Annotated in this window: 21 protein-coding genes; all 21 read right to left on the reverse strand. The window is 45.5% G+C overall.

Going from position 1 to position 23498, the window contains the following annotated elements; all coding sequences use genetic code 11:
• Positions 1–6: 6 nt before the first annotated feature.
• A complete protein-coding gene (locus tag DMO16_RS05695) occupies positions 7–780 on the reverse strand; it encodes a DUF3388 domain-containing protein (protein WP_061969572.1) in 774 nt (257 codons plus the stop codon).
• A gap of 124 nt (positions 781–904) precedes the next feature.
• The gene (locus tag DMO16_RS05700) at positions 905–1156 is read right to left on the reverse strand and encodes a DUF3243 domain-containing protein (RefSeq protein ID WP_061969569.1); all 252 of its coding nucleotides are present in this window, start codon (positions 1154–1156) and stop codon (positions 905–907) included.
• 79 nt (positions 1157–1235) lie between these two features.
• Positions 1236–1964 (reverse strand): elongation factor P 5-aminopentanone reductase, encoded by a 729-nt coding sequence (ymfI, locus tag DMO16_RS05705; RefSeq protein ID WP_061969567.1) that lies wholly within the window; start codon positions 1962–1964, stop codon positions 1236–1238.
• A gap of 61 nt (positions 1965–2025) precedes the next feature.
• The gene (gene yfmH, locus DMO16_RS05710) at positions 2026–3315 is read right to left on the reverse strand and encodes an EF-P 5-aminopentanol modification-associated protein YfmH (protein ID WP_129480316.1); all 1290 of its coding nucleotides are present in this window, start codon (positions 3313–3315) and stop codon (positions 2026–2028) included.
• Positions 3315–4595 (reverse strand): EF-P 5-aminopentanol modification-associated protein YfmF, encoded by a 1281-nt coding sequence (yfmF, locus tag DMO16_RS05715; RefSeq protein WP_129475937.1) that lies wholly within the window; start codon positions 4593–4595, stop codon positions 3315–3317. The genes yfmH and yfmF overlap by 1 nt, the downstream gene beginning before the upstream one ends.
• 129 nt (positions 4596–4724) lie before the next feature.
• Entirely contained in the window at positions 4725–5687 is a 963-nt protein-coding gene (locus DMO16_RS05720; RefSeq protein WP_061969560.1) for an ABC transporter permease, read from the reverse strand.
• On the reverse strand, positions 5687–6733 hold the full coding sequence (locus DMO16_RS05725; RefSeq protein ID WP_425590065.1) for an ABC transporter permease: 1047 nt from the start codon (positions 6731–6733) through the stop codon (positions 5687–5689). Before DMO16_RS05725 ends, DMO16_RS05720 begins: the two co-directional genes overlap by 1 nt.
• Positions 6729–8267 carry an ABC transporter ATP-binding protein gene (locus DMO16_RS05730; RefSeq protein ID WP_061969555.1) on the reverse strand — a complete coding sequence of 513 codons (1539 nt, stop codon included), beginning with the start codon at positions 8265–8267 and terminating at the stop codon, positions 6729–6731. The genes DMO16_RS05725 and DMO16_RS05730 overlap by 5 nt, the downstream gene beginning before the upstream one ends.
• Positions 8268–8380: 113 nt before the next feature.
• Positions 8381–9451 (reverse strand): BMP family lipoprotein, encoded by a 1071-nt coding sequence (locus DMO16_RS05735; RefSeq protein WP_129475939.1) that lies wholly within the window; start codon positions 9449–9451, stop codon positions 8381–8383.
• 91 nt (positions 9452–9542) lie between these two features.
• Complete coding sequence (locus DMO16_RS05740; RefSeq protein WP_061969549.1) at positions 9543–10268, reverse strand: GntR family transcriptional regulator; 726 nt, start codon at positions 10266–10268, stop codon at positions 9543–9545.
• A 220-nt stretch (positions 10269–10488) separates the two neighbouring features.
• Positions 10489–12843 carry an FtsK/SpoIIIE family DNA translocase gene (locus DMO16_RS05745; protein WP_129475941.1) on the reverse strand — a complete coding sequence of 785 codons (2355 nt, stop codon included), beginning with the start codon at positions 12841–12843 and terminating at the stop codon, positions 10489–10491.
• A gap of 91 nt (positions 12844–12934) precedes the next feature.
• Positions 12935–13168: a YlzJ-like family protein gene (locus DMO16_RS05750; protein WP_129475943.1), complete on the reverse strand. Its 234-nt coding sequence runs from the start codon at positions 13166–13168 to the stop codon at positions 12935–12937.
• The gene (locus tag DMO16_RS05755) at positions 13165–13911 is read right to left on the reverse strand and encodes a ClpP family protease (RefSeq protein ID WP_082635772.1); all 747 of its coding nucleotides are present in this window, start codon (positions 13909–13911) and stop codon (positions 13165–13167) included. Before DMO16_RS05755 ends, DMO16_RS05750 begins: the two co-directional genes overlap by 4 nt.
• 102 nt (positions 13912–14013) lie before the next feature.
• The gene (locus tag DMO16_RS05760) at positions 14014–15687 is read right to left on the reverse strand and encodes a ribonuclease J (RefSeq protein WP_061969539.1); all 1674 of its coding nucleotides are present in this window, start codon (positions 15685–15687) and stop codon (positions 14014–14016) included.
• A 182-nt stretch (positions 15688–15869) separates the two neighbouring features.
• The gene (dapA, locus tag DMO16_RS05765) at positions 15870–16739 is read right to left on the reverse strand and encodes a 4-hydroxy-tetrahydrodipicolinate synthase (protein WP_129475945.1); all 870 of its coding nucleotides are present in this window, start codon (positions 16737–16739) and stop codon (positions 15870–15872) included.
• Between the two features lie 46 nt (positions 16740–16785).
• Positions 16786–18030, reverse strand: coding sequence for an aspartate kinase (gene dapG, locus DMO16_RS05770; protein WP_129475947.1), 1245 nt, complete (start codon positions 18028–18030; stop codon positions 16786–16788).
• Positions 18031–18050: 20 nt separating this feature from the next.
• Positions 18051–19097 (reverse strand): aspartate-semialdehyde dehydrogenase, encoded by a 1047-nt coding sequence (gene asd, locus DMO16_RS05775; RefSeq protein ID WP_129475949.1) that lies wholly within the window; start codon positions 19095–19097, stop codon positions 18051–18053.
• Positions 19098–19287: 190 nt separating this feature from the next.
• On the reverse strand, positions 19288–19881 hold the full coding sequence (gene dpaB, locus DMO16_RS05780; RefSeq protein ID WP_061969528.1) for a dipicolinate synthase subunit B: 594 nt from the start codon (positions 19879–19881) through the stop codon (positions 19288–19290).
• Positions 19881–20780, reverse strand: coding sequence for a dipicolinic acid synthetase subunit A (gene dpaA / locus DMO16_RS05785; RefSeq protein ID WP_061969525.1), 900 nt, complete (start codon positions 20778–20780; stop codon positions 19881–19883). Before dpaA ends, dpaB begins: the two co-directional genes overlap by 1 nt.
• A 296-nt stretch (positions 20781–21076) precedes the next feature.
• Positions 21077–22315 (reverse strand): M16 family metallopeptidase, encoded by a 1239-nt coding sequence (locus DMO16_RS05790; protein WP_061969523.1) that lies wholly within the window; start codon positions 22313–22315, stop codon positions 21077–21079.
• Positions 22316–22387: 72 nt separating this feature from the next.
• Positions 22388–23377, reverse strand: coding sequence for a polysaccharide deacetylase family protein (locus tag DMO16_RS05795; RefSeq protein WP_129475951.1), 990 nt, complete (start codon positions 23375–23377; stop codon positions 22388–22390).
• Positions 23378–23498 lie beyond the last annotated feature (121 nt).

Here is a 23498-nt window from a genome sequence, read left to right on the forward strand (position 1 = left end):
TTGAAGTCATTCAAATGCGGAAAATCCTACATCTGTTTCGATTGCTTCGTATGTGATTGCTTCATTGGGATCGTTTCGCAATTCAATGATGTAATCAAAATCACCCATGCTGTATTCCGTCTGTTGAACAAAAACATCAGGATGCTCAATTACTTTTGCTGTAGGCATGCGCATAATTTCCCGGATAAGCTGCCAGTGCCGCTCATTGGAACGGCGGGATGATACAATGCCATCAATAATATAAACATTGTTTGTACTGTATTCATCATCAGCCAGCTGAACACGCATGGTTTGTTTAAGAAGCGTAGAAGATATAAATACCCATTTCTTGCTCGCACAAACACTCGAAGCAACAATGGACTCAGTTTTGCCTACGCGCGGCATACCCCGGATTCCAATCAGCTTATGGCCTTCCACTTTATAAAGCTCGGCCAGAAAATCGACAAGCAGGCCCAATTCATCCCTGACAAACCGGAATGTTTTTTTATCGTCCGCATCACGTTGTATGTATCGTCCATGCCGCACAGCCAAAATATCGCGCAGCTTTGGCTTCCGGAATTTTGTAACCGTAATATTATCCATGGATTGAAGGATTGAGCGAAGTCGTTCCACCTTCTCCTGCTTGTCTACCAAGAGAAGAAGCCCCCGTCTTCCATTGTCCACGCCATTGATCGTCACGATATTGATTCCAAGCATTCCCATAAGAGATGATATATCACCAAGGAGCCCAGGACGATTCTTATTGATTTCATATTCAAGGTACCATTCCTGTTCGCCCATTCTTCAGCTCCCTTTCATTTTTCCGTATTGATTACCACTTCATTACTTAATAATATCTGATTTCAAATTATTATGAAAGAAAAAATAAAAGGATGTTAAGAAAAATTCTTAACATCCTTTAAAGTCAGCTATCCTTCTGAACCATTTTCACCATCATGTTGGCGATGGCGTGTTTTTCCTCGTCGCTTGCCACATTCCAAAGATCAGCAAGAACTTTTTCCTCAGCATTTTTAGGGTCAACATGGGATGCAAGGTATCCACCGATCTCTGTAGCGAGGTTGGAAACGGTTGATTGATCCATGCCTTGCCCTTCAGCATGTTCAAGGCGGTCAGAAAGAAAACTCTTCCATTGTCCAAAGTTATCTAATACAGACATGTTTGTTCCTCCTTAAAATATGGTACATCCCTTAATATTTCAAGAAGAAAGGTGAATTATGCATGCCCTAGGACAAATTTTAACTATGCCATCCTCCGCTCGCCGTAATCACATGGCCATTGATATAGGAGGATTTATCGGAAAGCAAAAACAGCGCAATTTCGGCGATCTCTTCCGGTTTTCCGAGCCGTCCTGCGGGGATCTCATCGTTCAGGTCCTGAAGCTCCTCTTCAGAAAACCCGCTCATCATTTTCGTTTCCACAGCTCCTGGCGCAATACCGTTCACCCGGATACCGCTTGGGGCGGCTTCTTTCGCCATCGCTTTCACAAAGGTATTCAATCCGCCTTTCAAGGTGGAATAAAGCACTTCGCAAGAAGCACCAGCAGCTCCCCAAACCGATGAAACAGCGATGATATTCCCTCTTCCTCTTTTGACCATTTGCGGCAGCACATGCTTCGTGATCATAATGGGGCTGGTCAAATTAAGCTGGATCATCCTTTCCATCGTTTCCTGCTTCATATCTGTCAACAGCCCGTAATAAGAGGAGGCACTATTATGGATCACGGCATCCACTGGAACAAACAGGGAGGAAAGCAGTTTTTCTGTGCCTTCCTTCAGCGATAAATCTGCTTGCAGTAGTAAAATTTCGATTTGGTATCGATCAACAAGCTCTTTTTCAAGCAGTTTTGCCTGCTCTGCCCCCTGATTGTAATGAAGAATGAGGGAGTAGCCGGCCCCTGCCAGCACGCGGGAAATGCTGGAGCCAATTCCGCCGCTCGCCCCGGTCACAAGAACCCATTTTGACATTTATAGTTCACCTGCTTAAAAAACATCCCTGCTCGGCGCAGGGATGTTTGTTTTACTTTCATTATGACTGTTTCTTCTTTACCTGGCAAACGGTCAGCTGACTTTCCTCGAAATGGTCGATTAACGCGTCCTGAAGCTGTTTGACGGTCAGTTCCTCAAAAGTAGGAATCACATCAAAAAGGTTCATCTCATTAAATTCATACCGGGTAAACTGGTTGGCAATAAATTCAGGAGAATTCAGCGCTCTCAGAAACGAACCAATTTTCTTTTTCCTCGCCCGTTCAAGATCTTCTTCATTCAGCGTCTTCTGTTTGAATTCATTCACCATTTCGGAAATACGCTGCGCAAACGTATCCGGATCGGTTGTATCCCCGCCGATCATGGAAAAACCAAATCCCATCTCTTCGGTATAATCAAACGAAAAGGAAGGATCAATCAGGCCTTCTTCATACAGCTTCTCGTAATTCTTGGTGCTTTTGCCAAACATTATCTCCAATAAAAGGTTAATGGACAATTCACGGACAAGAAGGTCCTTCCCGCTTCGCTGCGGGCGCTTCTCCTTATAGCCCATATAGCACTTTGGCGTTTGCACTGGCATGTGGAGCACTTCTTTTCTGTTGGCGGGTTCAGCCGGTTCCTCATCAAAAAATCGCTCGATCGGCGGCTGATCATTATAATCCTTGCCCGCCTGGTTTTTTTCCACAAGACCCATAATTTTTTCTGCATCAATCGGGCCGACAATAAAGAGGAGCATGTTGCTCGGATGATAAAAGGTATTGTAGCATTCGTACAAATCATCCTTCGTGATTTTCGCAATGGATTCCACCGTTCCTGCGATATCAATAGCCACAGGATGATTTTTGTACATATTGGCGATCAGGCCAAAGTACACGCGCCAGTCCGGATTATCATCATACATCCTGATTTCCTGGCCAATTATGCCTTTTTCCTTTTCCACCGTTTTTTCTGTAAAATACGGAGCCTGAACAAAATCAATAAGGGTGGTCAGGTTTTTCTCCACGTCGCCGGTCGTTGAAAATAAGTAGGCTGTACGGTTAAACGTGGTAAACGCGTTCGCGGATGCTCCCTGCTTACTAAAGTCCTGAAAAACGTCTCCATGTTCCTTCTCAAAAAGCTTATGCTCAAGAAAATGGGCAATACCATCCGGAACTTTCACTTTTTCCTCTTTCCCAAGCGGGACAAAGTGGTTGTCCACTGAACCATAGTGGGTCGTAAAAGTGGCATAAGTTTTGTTAAAATCCTTTTTCTCAAGGATATATACTTTCAGGCCGTTCGGAAGTGTTTTGTGGTTCAATGTTTCTTTAAGCTGGTTAAAATGGATTTGTTCCATCATTCTCCCCTCCCTTTTAAGAAATAAATGGTATCGAGCTGAATCTTTTGGGATACATCCCTGACTTGTTCCTTTGTGACATTCTGGATGCCTTCGAGCCATTCCTCAATGGTTCGTTTGTGGCGGGAAACCACTTCATGATAAAGAACCTCCACCAGGCCTGTTGAATCATCAACGGTTTCAAGGATTTGGTTTCTGATCATGGCTTTCGTCTGTTCGAGTTCCCCATCGGTAATGTTGCCGTTTCGGATTTCCTCGAGCTGTTCATTGATGATCTTCACGGTTTTTTCATAATTTTTGGTCTCAATGCCGGACATCACAAAAATGATGCCTTTATGGCTTTCAAACCGCGAAGCAGCATAATACGCGAGGCTCTCTTTTTCACGCACGTTCATAAACAGCTTGGAATGTGAAAATCCGCCGAACACCCCGTTGAATACCTGAAGGGCAAGGTATTCCGGATCGCTGTAAGTAATATATGTTCTATAACCCATATGCAGCTTTCCTTGCTGCACTTCCTGTTCTTCGAAAACCTCCTTTACTTCGTCCACCCTTTGCTTGCCTGTTGGAGATGTTCGTTTCGGTTCCATTCTGTCTTGCGGAAACACAAAATGTTTTTTGGCCAATTCCTGCAGTGCATTCCTAGAAACATCACCGACCGCATAAAGATGAATTTCATCTTCTTTCATGACTTTTATATAATAGTCATACAGTGTTTCGGGCGTAATCGAATCCACTTCCTGCTCATTGCCGTACACATTAAAGCGGTACGGTTCCTCATCAAACATTTCTTCAATCAGGCGCTTGTTGGCATACCTCATTTTATCGTCATAAATCGATTCAATCTGCTGTTTTAACGACCGCTTTTCCTTTTGAACAATTCTGGGCAGGAACCCTTCACCTTGTTTGGCCGGCTTCAGAAGAACCTGGGAAAGCAATTCAAACGCCCGGTCAAGCAAAGGCGTGTTGTCACTCAAAAACTTTTCATTCGCCACATCCATTCTCAGAGTGATGATCTGGTATTCACCTTTTTTAGAAAGGTCCACCCCGAGAGTTGCCCCGTAAAGGCCATCAAGTGCCCCACGAAGCTCTTTGCTGCTCGGATAGCTTTCTGTGCCGCTTTGCAGCACATAGGGAAGCAAGGCCCTTTTGGTTACTTCTTCTTCTGTAATCGGGCTTTTAATTTGCAGGATTAAAGAAGTGGTTTTATATTTGGTAGTTTCGATCGTATGTAAGGTCATTCCGGGCATATCCGCCACGTGATGGTCTACAAGTGTCATTTTGGTTCCTCCCTTTTATGAATATGAATCATACGTTCTAGTGTACCCACTTTCCATAGCAAACATGACTTTTCCTGCCTGTAGAAGAAATAAAGAGCCTGATCCCCGAGGGGAAACAGGCTCTGGTTCTTATCGTTTGCCTTTTTCGTAAGGCTGTCCGGATGCTTTTGGTGCATCCGCTCTGCCGACAAACCCGGCAAGGGCAAGAATGGTCAGTACATAAGGCAAAATCAGAAGATACACATCAGGGATATCTTTCAGGAGCGGGATTTGTTCCCCTGTAATACTCAAGCTTTGGGCAAGACCGAAAAAGAGAGCCGCACCCATAGCACCCAGCGGATGCCATTTCCCAAAGATCATGGCGGCAAGAGCCATGAAACCTTGGCCGGAAATGGTTGAACCTGTGAAGTTCCCGGCGATGGAAGCCACATAAATGGCTCCGCCGAGTCCTGCAAAGGCTCCCCCCATGATTACTGAAATGTAACGCGTTTTGATCACGTTGATCCCCATGGTGTCTGCAGCCATAGGGTGCTCCCCGACAGACCGGAGGCGAAGCCCGAACGGTGTTTTATATATGATATACCACACAACAAAAGCAAGAAACACGGCAACAAATGATGTTGAGTATGCGTTGGAGAAAAACAGGTCTCCGATCACCGGGATCTTGGACAGCACCGGAACATCACCTTTTCCGATCCGTTCCTGGATATCCGGCGTCTGGCCAGCTCCAAACAGCTTCTTTGTCAAAAAGATGGAGAGTCCAGCAGCCAAAAAGTTAAGCGCCACACCGCTGACCACCTGGTCGGCTTTCAGCGAGATGCTGGCCACCGCGTGCGGAACAGCAAAAAGAGCTCCGGCGACAATAGCTACCACAAAACTCATCCATGGAGAACCACCGCCAAGTCCCCACTGTTCCCCATAATGGGTAAAAACAGCTCCGATAAAGGCACCGAACATCATCAGCCCTTCAAGTCCAATGTTTACCACGCCTGAACGTTCACTGAGCACTCCGCCAAGCGCTGTTAGAATAAGTGGTGCTGCCGATACGATCGCTGCCGGAACGATAAGGGCAAGAATTTGAAAGAAATCCATCAGATTTTACCCCCTTTTGTAAATCGGTTGGTCAGCCATCGAATCAGGTAGCTTGACGCCACAAAGAAAATGATAAGTGCGATGACAATTCCTACGAGTTCGGTTGGCACGCCTGCAGCGGATTGCATGGTAAGCGATCCAATCTTTAGCCCTCCAAACAACAAGGCAGCAATAATAATTCCGACAGAGCCATTGGCACCAAGCAGGGAGACCGCAATACCGTCAAAACCAACCCCTGTAAACGTATTATTAATGGTCATGTATTGATAGGTTCCAAGTCCTTCCATCGTTCCTGCCGCACCTGCAAATGCACCGGAAATCGCCATGGCGAGCACGATGTTCTTGGACACATTGATTCCTGCATATTGTGAAGCATGCTGGTTGAAGCCCACGGCCCTTAATTCATATCCGGTCGTGGTCTTCCATAAAATGAACCACATGATAACAGCAGCCAGAATGGCTACCACAATACCATAGTGAAGACGTGAAAACTCGGTAAGCTGCTGCAGCCACGGTGAAGCCAGGGATGCGGATTCTTTAATGTCCTTTGTCCGCTCGCCGGGCGCCAGCATGTAGGCGCGTATGATACCGTTGGTTGTATAGAGCGCAATATAATTCATCATGATCGTTGTGATAACTTCATGTACTTTAAACTTCGCTTTCAAAAAACCAGGAATGACTCCCCATAGTGCACCCGCCGCTGCACCTGCCAAAATGGCAAAAGGAAGATGAATCACCTTGGGAAGATCAAAATGAATGCCTACATAAACCGAAGCGAGCCAGCCGACAAGCAGTTGCCCTTCAACCCCGATGTTAAAAAGGCCGGTTCTGAACGCAAACGCAACGGCGAGACCCGATAAAATGAGCGGAGATGCCGCACGAATGGTTTCACCCAGGTTGTAGCCATTTCCAAATATTCCGTCGATCAGCGCCGCATAGGCGGAAAACGGGTTGTAATTGCTGACAAGCATGATTATGCCGCCGATCAAAAGCCCCAATAAAACTGAAACAACGGGTACAAGAATATGAAATAAACGGCCTTTAATGAGATTCACTACGATCACCTGCTTTTTGTTTCTTCCCGCCTGCCATAAGCAGTCCGAGCTCTTGTTCCGTCGTTTCCTCCGGATCAACGATGGCTACAATTTTTCCTTCATAAATAACAGCGATCCGGTCACTGACATTCATGACTTCATCAAGTTCAAAGGAGAGCAGAAGCACCGCTTTTCCTTTATCTCGTTCCTCTATGAGTTTTGAGTGGATAAATTCGATTGCCCCGACGTCAAGGCCCCGGGTCGGCTGGGCAGCAATCAAAAAGTCGGGGCTTCTGTCCACTTCCCTGGCAATGATCGCTTTTTGCTGATTGCCTCCCGATAACGCTCTGGCCAATGTGTGCTCACTTGGCGTTCGCACGTCAAACTCTTTGATGAGTTGATTGGCCTTCTCAAAAATCGCCGGAAATTTAAGAATTTTATGTTTGGAAAAAGGCTGCTGATAGTACGTTTGCAGAACCATATTTGTTCCAATGGAAAAATCCAGAACGAGACCGTGTTTATGCCGGTCCTGCGGGATGTGGCCAACTCCTGCTTCTGTAACCTTTCTTGGCTTATGGTTGGTAATGTTCTTACCATTGAGCTCAACGGTTCCCCTGACAACTTTTCTTAGGCCTGTAATGGCTTCTAACAGCTCCGTCTGACCATTCCCGTCAACCCCTGCAATACCGAGGATTTCACCCGCTTTAATCTCCAGGTTAAGGCCATCGACAACCGGTACTTTTCTCGCATCCTCTACAACGAGGTTCTCGATCTTAAGAACAGTTTGCTTCGGTGAAGCGTCCGTTTTGTCCACTTTAAAATTGACTTCGCGTCCTACCATCATAGCCGCAAGCTTATCTGGATTCGTCTCTGCCACATCGACGGTGCCGATGCCGCGTCCCCTTCTGATGACGGTGCATCTGTCGCATGCCTCCATAATTTCTTTAAGCTTATGCGTGATAAGGATGATGGATTTCCCTTCGGCCACGAGTTTTTTCATGATTTCCATCAATTCATGAATTTCCTGCGGCGTGAGTACAGCTGTCGGCTCGTCAAAGATTAGAATTTCAGCTCCGCGATACAACGTTTTCAAAATTTCCACCCGCTGCTGCATACCCACCGAAATATTTTCAATCTTTGCGTTTGGATCTACCGATAAACCATAACGGTCAGAAAGCGCCTTGACTTCCTTGGCAGCCTTTTTCAAATCCACACGGCCTCCGGTAGTGATTTCTTTGCCTAGTATAATATTTTCTGTTACAGTAAAGTTTTCAACGAGCATAAAGTGCTGATGCACCATGCCGATTCCAAGCCGGTTGGCGATATTCGGATCGGTAATGGAAATGGGTTTTCCTTTTACATAAATTTCACCCTGCTCTGGCTGATACAAACCGAAGAGCACGTTCATCAAGGTTGATTTTCCAGCTCCGTTTTCGCCCAAAAGCGCATGAATCTCACCTTTTTTTACCTGCAATGTGACATTGTCGTTGGCAACAATTCCAGGAAATTCTTTGCGTATGTTTCTCATTTCAATAACATATTCCACCGAGTTCACCCCTCAATGACTTTTATTCTTGGTCTCGCTAGGAGTCAGAAGTCTAACCTTTTATGGCGTAAATAAAGGCCAGTAAACGAATACCAGCCTTTATTTTTTAGCATTTACTTTTTCATGTTAGCTTCAAATGTCTTATACTCTTTGTCTGTCTTAGGGACCGTGATGTCACCGTCCTGTATTTTCTTTTTATACTCATCGACTTTGGCAAGAGCGTCTTTTGAAACATTCTCTTTATGAGGGGCGATTCCCACACCGTCTTGATCGAGTCCGAATTCAACTGTTTTTCCGCCAGGAAACTTTCCGTCCATTGTTTGCTTGGAAACTTCTTCAACCGCCTTGTCCACACGCTTAACCATGGAAGTCAGTGTTACGTCTTCTGGCATTCCTTCTTCGTGCTGATCACGGTCAACTCCGATAACCCAAACCTTTTTGCCATTTTTGGAACGGTTCTTTGCTTCTGTAAATACGCCTTTTCCGGTTCCGCCAGCTGCATGATAGATGATATCAGCGCCTTTTCCGTAGAAGGTGTTGGCAATGGCTTGCCCTTTTTCTGCTTTGTTGAAGTCACCGGCGTATTGAACAAAAATCTCAGCCTTTGGATTCGCTGTTTTTACACCTGCTTTAAATCCATTTTCAAACTTTTTGATCAATTCACTGTCCACGCCGCCCACGAATCCGACTTTGTTGGTTTTTGTCTGCATACCCGCAATCAGACCGACAAGGAAAGAGCCTTCATGCTCTTTGAATGTGATGCTGGCCACGTTCTTTTCCGGAACAACAGAGTCAACAAGAGCAAGCTGTGCTTTTGGCTGTTGTTTGGCCACTTTTTGAATATCCTGCTGCATCAGGAATCCGATTCCGTATACAAGCTTGTAGTTATCGCGAACTAATGAGTTAATGTTGGGAGCGTAATCACTAGCAGCGGTGGATTGAAGATATTTAAAGTCTGTCCCTTTTTTCATTTTATTGTCTTTGCCGAACTTTTGGAGTCCTTCCCAAGCGGATTGGTTAAAGGACTTATCGTCTACACCGCCAGTGTCGGTGACCATGGCCACCTTAAATGCATCCTTCTTACCATCGGCATTTGATCCCCCGCTGTCATCTTTCCCACAGGCAGAAAGCAGTGTACCAGCTGCTAAAGCAAGACTTAATAAAACCCCGGTTCTCTTTTTCAATTGTTTTTCCCCCTAATTTTTTATACGGATAACACTCTTAACACATTGAGCAAACGGTGTAGCACATCACCCCCAATATAGGATAAACCTACTATAATCGTTTTCTGACTACTGTGAAATTAAATTTATCGGCTCTAAAATAATTGCAGGAATATAAAACCGGCTCATCATTCTGGTCGTAATGCATCTGCTTTAATACAAGAAGCGAGGCTTCTTCGGGACATTCCAGGATTTCTGAAATTCGTTCATGAAACCCGAGAGGTTCAATCGTTGTAACAGCATACATAACACGCTTGCCGGCTTCTCTTTCAAGCATTTCGAGCATGGAAAGGTACTTATGCTGTGATTCGGCAGGCATAAACGCTGCCGGCATTTGGTCAATGCAGTAAACAACAGGCTCGCCGTCAGCGGTTCTTACCCGTTCCACTACATTGATTTCGCCGTCCGGCGGAAGTTTAAACTGATGTTTCAGGTCATCCACAGCAGGGACCACCACCGACGAAATAAAGACGGTGTCAGCCTTTTTGCCTGCCCGTTCAATCATTTCAGTTACACTGAAGAGTTCTTCTATTCCGGAAGAAAATAGGGCTCTGGTCCTAACAAAGGTTCCTACACCATGTTTTCTGATCAGAATATTTTCGTCTTCAAGGATGCGCAGCGCTTCTCGTAATGTTGCCCTGCTAATGCCCAACTGCTTTGACAGCTCAAATTCGGATGGAAGCTTTTCTCCTTCCTCATAAGTGCCATTTTCGATGTCGGCTTTCAATTTCTCAATGACTTTTAAATACAGCAGACGATGATCCGTCTTAATGGACACGTTTTTACTCACCTCGATAGACAATCAAAACCATTAATAATATAGTGTTTTTCAAGTGTAAAATTTTTTTGACAAATAAATAAAATAATCGACATTAATATATCATTTTTAGCATGAGAAATAAATACTATTTTTTGAGATTTTTTTAAAACGGGAATATACACATTATTCAGAAAAGGCAGGTTAAAAAAAAGAACCCCGCGTTCTGGGGTTCCTTTTTTTAGCTGGATGCCTGGTTTTGTTCCGGTAGAGACGTAAGCAGCACTTCTCTTGGCTTGCTGCCCTCATAAGGACCGATAACTCCCTTTGCTTCCATGGCATCCACCAGCCTGGCTGCCCGTGAATAGCCGATTCGAAATCGCCGCTGGAGCATGGAAACCGAGGCCGTCTGCATGTCCACCACAAGTTTTACCGCTTCAGGGAACAAGTCATCCTCCACTTCCATCGTCACCTGCGCTTCTTCCGTTGGAATCATGTCTTTCTGGTATTGCGCTTTCTGCTGCCCGATCACGAATTCCACAATTTTTTCCACTTCCTGATCCGATAGAAATGCTCCCTGCACCCTTGTAGGTTTAGATGTTCCTGAAGGGAAAAAGAGCATATCGCCGCGGCCCAGCAGTTTTTCTGCGCCGCCCATATCAAGAATGGTACGCGAGTCGGTCTGAGAGGAAACACTAAACGCAATCCGGGATGGGATATTGGCTTTAATAATCCCTGTAATTACATCCACTGAAGGCCGCTGGGTTGCGATAATCAGATGAATTCCTGCCGCTCGTGCCATCTGGGCAAGACGGATAATGGCATCTTCTACATCTCCTGAAGCCACCATCATCAAATCTGCCAGCTCATCCACAATCACGACAATATAAGGCAGGGTCGGCTGTTTCGCATCACGTTCATTGTTAGCTCTGCGTATGCCTTCATTGTACCCCTCAATATTCCGGGTCCCTGTGTGGGAAAACAATTCATAACGGCGTTCCATTTCACTGACCACCCGTTTCAGGGCCTGAGCTGCCTTTTTCGGCTCTGTTACGACGGGAGCCAGGAGATGAGGAACTCCGTTATACACGTTAAGTTCAACCATTTTCGGGTCAATCATCATCATCTTCACTTCATGTGGTTTGGCTCTCATCAATATGCTTGTAATGATGCCATTGATACAAACACTTTTCCCGCTTCCTGTTGCCCCGGCTACCAGAAGGTGAGGCATTCTGGACAGTTCGGCAAAAATAGGTTCCCCCGAGATATCCCTTCCGAGCCCAATCGCAAGTTTGGAGGTTTGTTTCTGATATTGACTGGATTCAAGGACTTCACGTAGCGTAACCGTAGCTACCTCCTGGTTAGGAACCTCAATACCGACCGCTGATTTGCCGGGAATAGGAGCTTCAATCCGGATATCTTTGGCGGCAAGTGCCAGGGCGATATCATCGGCGAGGTTGACGATTTTGCTTACCTTTACTCCTACATCGGGATACACTTCATATTTCGTTACTGCCGGGCCAAGATGAACCTTCAGCACTCTTGCTTTTACCCCAAAGCTTTCAAAGGTTTTCTCGAGTTTTTTTGCGTTGCTTTTGCTCGCCGAATATTGCCGTTCCTTATGCTGGCCAGTGGAAGTCGGTCTGACTAGCAAATCCATGGAAGGGAGCAAATAGTTTTCGTTATGTTCTTCTTCTGTCTGTTCAAAGCTTGCAGGAAGTCCGTCCTGCTTATCTTCCGTTGGGGCATGGCTGGTTTCCGTTTGAGTCTCCGGTTCTTCGTGAAAGCCTTTGGAACCAAATTTCAGTTGTACCGCTGGACTTTCATCATCATGAACGTTCCTTGTGAAGTCTTCGATAATGGGTTCGTATTCTTCATCCATTGTCCGGGTTTCATGATGGGCTTCAGCCGGCTCTTGTGATCTTGTGGGCGCTTGTCTATGTACCTTTTTTCGGTTTTCTTTCAGTTCCTGCCGTTTGTTTTGAAACGATTCATAGGCCGTTGAAGAAAGGCTGCCGGCTGCTTCGGCCAATTTGGCGATGACACCTGACAATGACTTTCCGGTAATTAATATAATGGCAATGATCATAACAAAAACGAGGATGACTGCAGAACCTTGCACACCAAACAGAAAATGGAACATTGCAAAACCCACTGCTCCAATCATGCCTCCGCCAAGATCTCCCTGCGGTATACTTCCCGACAGCTGAGACCAATATATCTCCCAGGTGTTTCGGATGACGGAAGGATCCGACCATTTTCCCTGCTTGGAAAGAAGAGAAAACAATTTCAGATGACTGAGAATCAGCATGGATATGTAAAATAAATAAAAGCCTGCCAAGCGTTTTCCCCAAACGGGCGGTGATTTTCGCTTCCAAATCAGATAGATGGCAATAACAAGGGTTCCGATCAGCAGTACACCGTACCATTCTCCGCTGAAAAATTTTAAAAACTGTACAAACGCCTGCCCGACTTTCCCCATTTTCGCAAGGGCAAGCAATGTTAAAGCAAGCAAAAGAAGGCCAGCGAGCTCAAAGCTCAGCTGTTCTTTCCAGGCTGATGTCTTTTTCGATGTTTTTTTATTGCGTTTTGCCATTCTTTCACCTCTTTTTCCTTAAACCAACTAAAGCAGCCGCTAAAGGGCTGCTTCTTTGTCCATTATTATATCACAGGGGCACACTTGTTTTCTATGGGTTTACGAATGTGTTCATCGACAGAATCTGCCCGGGTCCGCACGATTCGTCCATAAAATGCGCCGGATCTGTGCTGATGACGCGGACTACTTTATATTCCATCGGTGAAACTTGCTCCACAAGAATCGGAATGTTGTTATAAAGAACGGTCATCGGCTGGGTTTGTTCTTCTGTTGCTGCGTCCTGTGGAAACATCAATTCAAAGGGCATGAGTGTATACCATATCATTGGATCACCTCTAACCCATCCTCGGGTTTGGATTTCCGGTTTTGTTCCATTAGTTCATTCAGCTTCGAGATGGCCTGGCCCACGCCACCAACTTCGTTGATCAGTCCGTCGTTGACAGCATCCTTTCCTATCACGTTTGTCCCGATGTCACGCGTTAAATTGCCTTTGGAAAACATCAATTCCTTAAACTTTTCCTCTGTGATATCCGAATGTGAGGTCACAAAATTGATGACCCTGTCCTGCATTTTATCCATATATTCAAACGTCTGTGGAACACCAATCACAAGTCCGGTCAGCCTTACGGGATGAATGGTCATTGTTGCGGTTTCCGCTATGAAAGAATAATCGGCGCTCACGGCTATCGGCACACCAATGGAATGGCCGCCACCAAGTACAAGAGAGACGGAAGGCTTTGAGAGGGAGGCAATCATTTCTGAAATCGCAAGTCCTGCTTCCACATCACCACCAACGGTATTCAAAATAATGAGAAGCCCTTCAATTTTCGGGTTTTGTTCGATTGCCACCAGCTGTGGGATTAGGTGTTCATATTTGGTTGTCTTGTTGTTGGGAGGCAGTTGGACATGTCCTTCAATTTGGCCAACAATGGTCAGGCAATGTATGCTTGAGCCTTCCATTTGTGGAACGTTGGTTTGGCCAAGAGCCTGGAGCTTGTTAACCAGACTGCTTTGTTCGTTATTTTCTTCTCGCTTTGGTTCTTGTTCTTCATTTATGTCATTCGTCATGCGGTTCATACAACAACCCCCTCGGATGATATCCATTTTCTTTTAGTATGAACGCATGGGTTATTTTCATTCGGACGAAAAAAAGCCTGCGGTATCGCAGGCTTAAATTTCCATAATAATGGGCATAATCATTGGACGGCGCCGTGTTTTATCAAACAAATATTGACTTAATGAATCACGCATATTGGATTTTAAGGAAGACCAATCTTTTACTTTTTCCTGCATGCATCGGTCGAGGACCTCCGTTACAAGTGAATTGGCTTCCTGAAGAAGCTCTTCGCTTTCGCGTACATACACAAAGCCGCGAGAGATAATTTCCGGTCCGGAGATGATCTGGTTGGAAGCTTTGCTGATCGTAACGACAACGACGAGTATGCCATCCTGGGATAGCAGTTTCCGGTCGCGGAGAACGATGTTGCCAATATCCCCTACTCCAAGGCCATCAACCAGAACATTACCGGATGGTACTTTTCCTGTTCGTTTGGCCAATCCATCCGTGAATTCAACCACTTCGCCTTTTTCGAGAATAAATATATTTTCCGGGACCACACCTACCTGAAGTGCCAGGTTTTGGTGGGCTTTCTGCATTTTATATTCACCGTGAACGGGGATGAAATATTTAGGCTTCATCAAGCTTAGCATCAATTTTAATTCTTCCTGGCTTCCGTGACCGGAAACGTGAACTTTGCGTTGTCCGAAAACAACATCTGCTCCCGTCCGCATAAGAAGATCCACAATGCGTGCCACAGACCGCTCGTTCCCCGGGATCGGAGTGGCGGCAATGACTACAGTATCAGTATGTCTGATCGCAATTTGTTTGTGCGCTTTATGGGCCATGCGTGAAAGAGCTGCCATTTGCTCTCCCTGGCTGCCGGTTGTAAGTATAACAATCCGGTCTTCGGCGTAATTGTTTATCTGATCCATGGAGATAATACTGTCTTTCTCAATGTTCAGGTAACCTAACTCTGATGCGATATCCACGACCTTCACCATGCTTCGGCCGGTAATAACGATCTTTCGGTTGGTTTTCGCAGCCGCAGTGAAAATCTGTTGGATTCGATGGACATTGGAAGCAAATGAAGCAATAATTACACGACCCTTTGCTTCCTCGAACACATTGTCAATTTCGTAGCCCACAGATTTTTCCGACCCTGTCATCCCTGGTCTTTCAGCATTCGTGCTGTCGGAGAGAAGACAAAGCACCCCTTTTTGGCTCAGCTCTGAAATTTTGGCAAATTCAGTATGCTTACCATCAATCGGAGACTGGTCAATCTTGAAGTCCCCTGTATTCACAATGACTCCCTGCGGCGTGTGAACGGCAATGCCGACGGAATCAGGAATACTGTGATTGGTTCCAAAAAAAGAGACTTTATGTTCGCCAAAGTCAAGGACGGAATCAGAATTCACCAAAAAGGTCTTGGTGCTCCGTTGAAGCCCAGCTTCTTTAAGCTTTGCGTCTACAAGCCCAAGGGTGAGCTTCGTTCCATAAACCGGAACAGGAAGCTGCTTTAAAATAAAAGGAAGGCCGCCGATATGGTCCTCGTGTGCGTGAGTTAGAAAGATCCCCTTTACTCTGTCCTTGTTCTGCACAAGGTAAGTAATGTCAGGAATCACAATATCGATGCCCAGCATCTCTTCCTGCGGAAACATGAGCCCCGCATCCAGGACAAAGATATCTTCCCCCGCTTCGACCACATACATGTTTTTGCCGATTTCCCCTATACCACCCAGGGCAAAAACTCTTACTTTATCGCTATTTTGTTGTTTTGTTGTCAATGTAATAATCCTCCTAGTTGTTGGTTATGTATTTCTCCGTTCACGTCACTTGCATTTATTATAGCTTATGTTCGAAAGCGAATACAAGGAGAACTGTTTTTTTCTTTTTTGCATTTCCTGTCTCGATGACTTAGAGGTTTGCGAGCAGAGTTATAAAAAAAAGCGGCTCGATGGCCGCTTTTTTACAATGAAATATTCATAACTTGAGATAGTGATTCCCGCTGCTGATGGTTTAGAGGCAATAAAGGAAGTCTCACACTGCCAACATCAAGCCCTTTAAACTGGAGGGCCGTTTTTACCGGAGCAGGACTCGGTGCCTTGAACAGCTCATCCATAACGGGAAGAAGCTTCCGGTGAAGTCTTGCTGCTTCTGTTACTCTTCCTTGTTTATAGGCTGTAACCATTTGTTGCATTTCGTTTCCGATCACATGGGAGGCCACCGATACTATACCAGTACCGCCGATGGATAATACGGGCAGTGTCATGCCGTCATCACCGCTGTAGAGTTGAAAATCCTCTGTCTCTTCAATGATCCGGCTCATATCTCCCAGATTACCTCCTGCATCCTTAATCGCGATGACATTCGGGATTTTGGACAGCTCGATCACTGTATCTGCCGTAAAATGAACAACCGTACGGCCGGGAACATTATACGCCATGATCGGCAGGGAGGTTACTTCTGCAATCGCCTTGAAATGGGCAAGGATTCCTTCCTGGCTCGGTTTATTATAGTACGGAGCAACGATCATGATCGCGTCGACGCCTGTTTCTTCCGCCTTTTTTGTTAAATCGATGGAAGCCCTTGTGTTGTTGCTGCCTGTACCGGCAATTACCGGCACTCTCTTGTCTACCACTTTTACAACATGGCGGAACAGGGCAAGTTTTTCTTCTGTGGACAATGTTGGAGATTCACCGGTTGTCCCTGCGACCACAAGGCTGTCACTGCCGTTTTCAATCAAATAATTGACCAGCTTTGTTGTTTTGGTCAAATCAATGTTTCCTTTACTGTCAAAGGGTGTAACCATGGCAGTACTTACGTTTCCAAAATGCATGAATATCAGCTCCTTAAATCTTGCAATCGACATCCGTTTTTCGTACTTATTCTGACAGCTGCCGGCCTTTTGAATGGATGTTGTGCAGCTCAAAAGCTCTGTGCAGAGCATTCACCGCTTTGACCATATCATCCTGTCTGACAAGCACCCAAATGGTAGTATGCGAATCTGCGGATTGCAGTATCTGTATGTTTTCATTGACCAGCGCTTCAACGATCCTTGCGGTTACACCAGGAACGCCTGACATACCGGCACCCACTGCCGACACTTTGGCACAGTTTCTGGTGATTTCTGGTGAGTAGCCGTGTTCGCGCAGCACCTTTTCAGCATGCTCGGCCATATTTTCCATTACCGTATACACGACGCCTTTTGGACTAATGTTAAAAAAGTCCACAGATATCTGCTCTTTCGCCATTGCCTTAAAGACGTTCGTGTGCAAATCATATTGGGCATCCTTGGCGAACACCTTAATCTGAGTCACCTTTGGAACATGGGCAATGCCGGTTATGACATGATCCTGGACATCTCTTCCTGCGCCCTTGGACGTGGCTGAAGTCACGAGTGTTCCCGGAAGTTCTGAATAAGTGGACCGGATTCTGAGCGGAACCTTCGCCTGCATGGCAATCTCAACTGCTCTCGGGTGTATCACTTTTGCTCCCTGATAGGCCATGTTGCAGATTTCATTATACGTGACAACAGAAAGCGGCTGCGCGTCCTCTACAATCCGCGGATCCGCCGTCATGACCCCTTCTACATCTGTAAATATGTCAATATATTCAGCGTCAAGGGCAGCACCTAAAGCAGAAGCAGAGGTGTCGCTGCCGCCACGGCCGAGTGTAGTGACGTCACCGTTGGCAGCTTCTCCCTGAAATCCTGCAACAACCACCGCATCATAAGTTCCAAGCATGGATTGCAGACGTTCACACTGCATATCGGTAATTCTGGCATTTTTGTGCTCATCATTGGTCCGGAATCCCGCTTGTGAACCTGTAAGCGCAGAAGCCGAAATCTCTTTTGATTTCAGAAGGTTGGAAAACACGACAGAAGAGATAATCTCTCCACAGGAAAGAAGCAGATCATATTCTCTGCTCTCCACATGCTGATTATTTTCCCCTAGTAGCCGAAGCAATGTATCGGTGGCATACGGATCGCCCGAACGTCCCATGGCCGATACCACACAGACTACCTTGTATCCTTCACTTATCGCCCGTCTCACATGCTGTGCAGCCAGTTCTCTTCCATTTTCATCTTTTAAAGATGTGCCGCCAAATTTTTGTATGATTATTTTCATGAAGTTAGCACCTTCTTTAATTAGTTCAGCAATCCGAGTTTAATGAGGCTTTCTGCAATCTGAACCGAATTCCAGGCAGCACCTTTTAACAGATTGTCGGATACAATCCACATATGAAAACCATTTTCGCGGTCCAAGTCTTTTCTGACGCGTCCCACGAAGACATCATTTTTGCCAACACAGTAAGCAGGCATCGGGTAGACTTGATGATCCGGATCATCCTGGAGAGTAATGCCGGCAGATGCAGAAAGAAGCTCCTTAATTTCATGGACAGAAGAAACATCTTCTCCAAGCTCCACATAAACAGATTCGGAATGGCCCGTCTCTACCGGAAGCCGGACACAGGTAGCCGCCACTGCGAGTGATGGCATATGCATGATTTTTTTCGTCTCATTAATCATTTTCATTTCTTCAAATGTATAGCCATTATCCTGGAATTTATCGATTTGCGGTACGGCGTTGAACGCAATCTGATAATGCTTCTTGTCACCGGCACATGGCAGGATTTCTGGTGTAAATTCTTCACCGTCCAAAATCGCTTGAGATTGGGTTCTAAGCTCCTGGATGGCTTTCGCGCCTGCTCCTGAAACTGCCTGATAGGTGGATACAATCACTTTATTCAATCCATACTTCTCTTGCAGAGGCTTTAGTGCAACGACCATTTGAATGGTTGAGCAGTTCGGATTGGCGATAATACCCTGGTGTTTGGCAATATCTTCCTCGTTTACTTCAGGTACCACCAAAGGAACATTTTCGTCCATACGGTACGCACTGGTGTTGTCGATTACCACAGCTCCGCGTTTTACCGCTTCCGGGGCAAGTTCCTTTGAAATGGATCCACCCGCAGAGAACAAGGCAATATCAACCCCTTCAAATGCGTCCGGAGTTGCTTCCTGAATGACAACTTCCTCCCCTTTATACTCAACACTTCTTCCGGCAGACCTGCTGCTCGCAAGAAGAGACAACTTTGCGATTGGAAAGTTTCTTTCTTCAAGTGTTTTAAGCATTTGTTGTCCGACTGCGCCTGTTGCTCCGACTACAGCTACATGAAATCCTTTTTGAGTCATTTTAACACTATCTCCTTTTTGTTCTCCTTACTTGACTTTAAAACAGAAAGGGAGAAACAACGAGTGTTTCTCCCCTTGTGAAACAACATTGTTCCCTTCACTGCTTCAAATGAGAGATTACTGGCTTCCAATAAACATTTTATTTCACATTTTATCATAATTCGCGCCATTGGTAAGCTATTTTTCACATTTATTGCGATTGCGACATCCTGAGAACCGGCTGCAGCTGTTTTCCTTCAAGTGCAGCCTCAACCGTTTCAAGGAGATATTCCATATGGGCGACCAGTGAATTTTGCTTGTTTACCGGATCATCCTGGCCGTAGGGCACAAAATAAATGTTTTTGGCAGCCATTAACTTCATAATATTAACTCCGTTCAATCCTAGCCCGTCATTGGTCGATATTCCGAGAACGACCGGTGACTGGTTCCTCATGGTGGCTTTTGCCGCCATTAAAACGGGTGAATCTGTCATAGCATTGGCAAACTTGCTGATAGAGTTACCCGTCAGCGGTGCGATGATCATGCAGTCCAGAGGAGTCCTCGGTCCGAACGGCTCCGCCTTGACAATCGAATTAACAGGTTCAGTTCCTGTAATTTGTGTTATCTTTTCAAGCCACTCTTCTCCATCGCCGAACCGGGTATTTGTGTTTTGCACGGTATGTGTAACGAACGGAGTGACCTTCGCACCCTCTTCTACCAGCCGTTTGATTTCGGGGTATACAGCATCATACGTGCAGTGTGAACCTGTTAAACCAAATCCTATATGTTTACCATGGACCTTCATTACACTTTCCCCTTTCGAGTACTCATTTGTTCACCTATTAATTGGGAAAGAACATTGCCAAGAATCTGCCCTGCTGTCTTCGGTGCGACGATACCCGGCAATCCTGGGGCGAGCAATGCCTTAATGCCTCTTTTTTCAGCATACTTAAAATCAGTACCGCCTGGCTTGGAAGCCAGATCTATAATCAATGTCTGAGTTGGCATTTTAGAAATCACACCGGAGGTTACAATTTGAAACGGAATTGTATTGATGCATACATCCGTGTTGGTCACTTCTTTCTGCAGATGATCAAGATGAAAAGGTATAAAGCCCATTTCGCTGATTCTTGCCAAATGTTCAGGTTTTCTTGCTCCAACTTTTACATTGGCACCAAGCGCATCAAACGCTCTTGCCACACTCATGCCGACCCGGCCAAAACCGAGGACAACGGTGTTCGAATTATGAATGGTCGTATCCGTGTTCTGAATCACCATCATCAACGTACCTTCGACTGTCGGAATGCTGTTATAAATGGCAACGTCATCCCGGTCAAAAAGCTGGGTATGTCCTTTGCCGCTTTGTGAGACAATTTTATCCAAATAGGCATTCGTGATACCTGAATACAAATGGCAATGTTTCGGGGTTCTTTTTAAATGTTCAGCAGTAAGTATGATGCGTTTATTTGAGAAAATGGTATCAATTTCTCCATTCGGACCTGATCCATTCACCGGAAGAATGATGACATCCAATTTGGAAAAGTCGACTTCACCAATATCCATTTTCGAAGCTCCTGTAAATCCGTGGTCGAGCTGATCAAATCCCACAAGCACAAGATTTGCCCCTTGTTCAGCCAACTTACGAATTACTTCCAGCTGTCTGGCATCACCGCCAAATATGGCAACTTGCAAGTCAGTTAACATGCTTCCTCCCCTTTCTCTGTCGCTCCGTTATAAACAGGGGAAATCCTTGTTCATGTTCGCAACACCATCATATGAACACTTTGCCTAGATGGTTACAGTGCCAATCCGGAGTCAACAGGAATAAAATCGGTTATTCGTTCTCATTTGCTCTATCATTATATTCAGGAAAAAGATTGGGGATTGAGTAGACAACCTAGGTCCAAGCCTGAATTTTATTGTCTCCCACCATAATAAAAAACCTCCAGCTAATGTCAGCTGCACCCTGACATTGAGGGTGCAGCAACATGCTGCAGGCTTTATTGCAATCCTTTTGGAAGTTCACCGGCCGGGCTGACAAGGGAAGCGGAGCATTCCTTGCTGAATATCTTTTCAATCAGAGAATCGACCGTTTCTTTTGTTACCCCGTCGATCAATTGAACCATTTCATCAAGTGAACGATGGTAATTCAAAATGAGCTCATTCTTTCCGTTTCTGCTCATTCTGCTGTTGGTGCTTTCGAGACTGAGCATCAAGCTGCCTTTGATTTGTTCCTTGGAGTTGACCAGCTCTTTATCAGTGATTCCGTTATCTTGAAGATCGTTGACGATCATCGTCACGGTATCATACAGCTCATCAAGTTGATTGGGAGCCGTTCCTCCATAAATCGTAAACAAACCATTGTCCTTATATGCCGAATGGTAGGAGAACACGGAGTAGGCCAGACCGCGCTGCTCACGGACTTCCTGGAACAACCGGCTGCTCATGCTTGATCCAAAAATATTATTCAGCACAATCAGAGAGTAGGTGTCCGGATCTTTCAGGGACAGCCCTGGGAAACCGAGACAAAGGTGAGCTTGTTCTGTTTCCTTCTTGCGGGCAATCTTTTGACTGTGAAAGACTGGCGCCTGCAGGCTTGAAGCCATCCTGCTGCCTGAATAGCTTCCAAACAGATCCTCTATTTCCTTAATAAAGCTCTCTTCTACATTCCCGGCCACTGAAACAACCACATTTTCGGGTGTATAGTAGTCTTTCATATAATTGCGAAGGGTTTGCCCTGTAAATGTATTCAGAGTATTTTCCGTACCAAGAATCGGATAGCCGAGAGAATGCTGATGAAAGCTGGCCCTGCTGAGAAGATCATGAACAATATCATCTGGTGTATCTTCATACATTTTGATCTCTTCAAGCACGACATTCTTTTCTTTTAACAGCTCCTGCTCATCAAACGCGGAGTTAAAAAACATATCGGACAGTACATTTAGCGCTCTCGGTGCATGAGTATCCAGCACCTTGGCATAGTAGCATGTATATTCTTTGGAAGTAAACGCATTGACCTGGCCGCCAATGCTGTCAAATGATTCAGCGATTTCCCTTGCACTGCGGGTTTCTGTCCCTTTAAAGAACATGTGCTCCAAAAAGTGAGAAACCCCATTATTTTCGGGAACTTCAAACCGTGAACCTGTGCCGATCCATACCCCGATCGCAACGGAACGGACGGTTGGAATCTTTTCCAAAACGACCCTCACGCCGTTTGGACACGTATGTCTAGTAATCAAACCTGTTTCCCCCTAGCTGTAATTCCATCTCTAGGAACAATATATCATTAACATACCTATCATACAACAATGTTATTCAGCGGATGACTTGAGGTGCAGGCGTTTTTCATCCATCAGGTCGCTCACCGTTCCAATAGCGTATCCTTTTGCTTTTATGCCGTCGATGATTTGCTGTAAGCCATCAGCGGTTGATGACGTGGGATGCATGAGAATCATCGCCCCCGGATGCAGTTTTCTTATCACGGACTGGGCCATTACCGCCGGGTTCGGCTTCCTCCAGTCTACCGTATCCACCGACCACATGATGGTTCTCATTTTTTCTTCGGCAGCAATTTTCACGACGTCATCGCGATAGGACCCGCTCGGCGGTGCAAACCATTTTACAGGAATTTTCTTCCTGTCTCCAAGCGTCGCCTGGATCACTTGATTGGTACTCGAAAGCTCTTCCCTGATCCGCTTGTTCGTCAATTGCTTCATATCAGGATGGGTATATGCATGATTTCCGATTTCATGCCCTTCATCCAGAATCATCTTTGCGAGACTTGGATTCTTCTTGACCCACGACCCGTCAAGAAAAAAAGTAGTATGAACATGGGCATTTTTCATGATCTTTAAAAGTTTAGGCAAATATTCATTCCCCCATGCCACATTCACAAGCAGCGTTACCATGGGTTTTTCCGGGTTTCCTTTATAGATTGGTGATGGCGGCAGATCCTGCAGCTTCACTTTTGGCGGAATTTGTTTAAACACCAGTTTTTTCTTGTCGATCGTTTTGCTTCCTTTTAATTTTTTGTACGAAGCATCAATATCCAGTTCCATGCCGTTATAACCGGGAATCGCCTTCCACACCCTGTCAATTTTCGCATCGATGGGTGCTTTATGGTAGGATGGCGCTTTTTGCTGAAGCTCTTCGTACAGGCCGTTTTCCTGCATTTTGGACACCGTCGCTGTCTGATCCTTCATCTTTTCGATATACGTGGAGGTAAACGGGTTTTGCACCATACCGACAGCAAACACAAGAATCAGGGCAGCCATGCTCATATGCAGCAGATTTCTCTTCATCTCACTTCCCCCCCATTAAAAAGGTATGTCCAATCTGGAAGGGTTAGAACATGGAGCCCCGCTCTATAAATGGTATTTTCAAGCTTCAAAACAAACAAAAAAAACCGTTGTAATGAACAGC

Origin of the sequence: Fictibacillus sp. S7 (assembly GCF_004127935.1) — a bacterium.
Classification (GTDB): domain Bacteria; phylum Bacillota; class Bacilli; order Bacillales; family Fictibacillaceae; genus Fictibacillus_C; species Fictibacillus_C enclensis.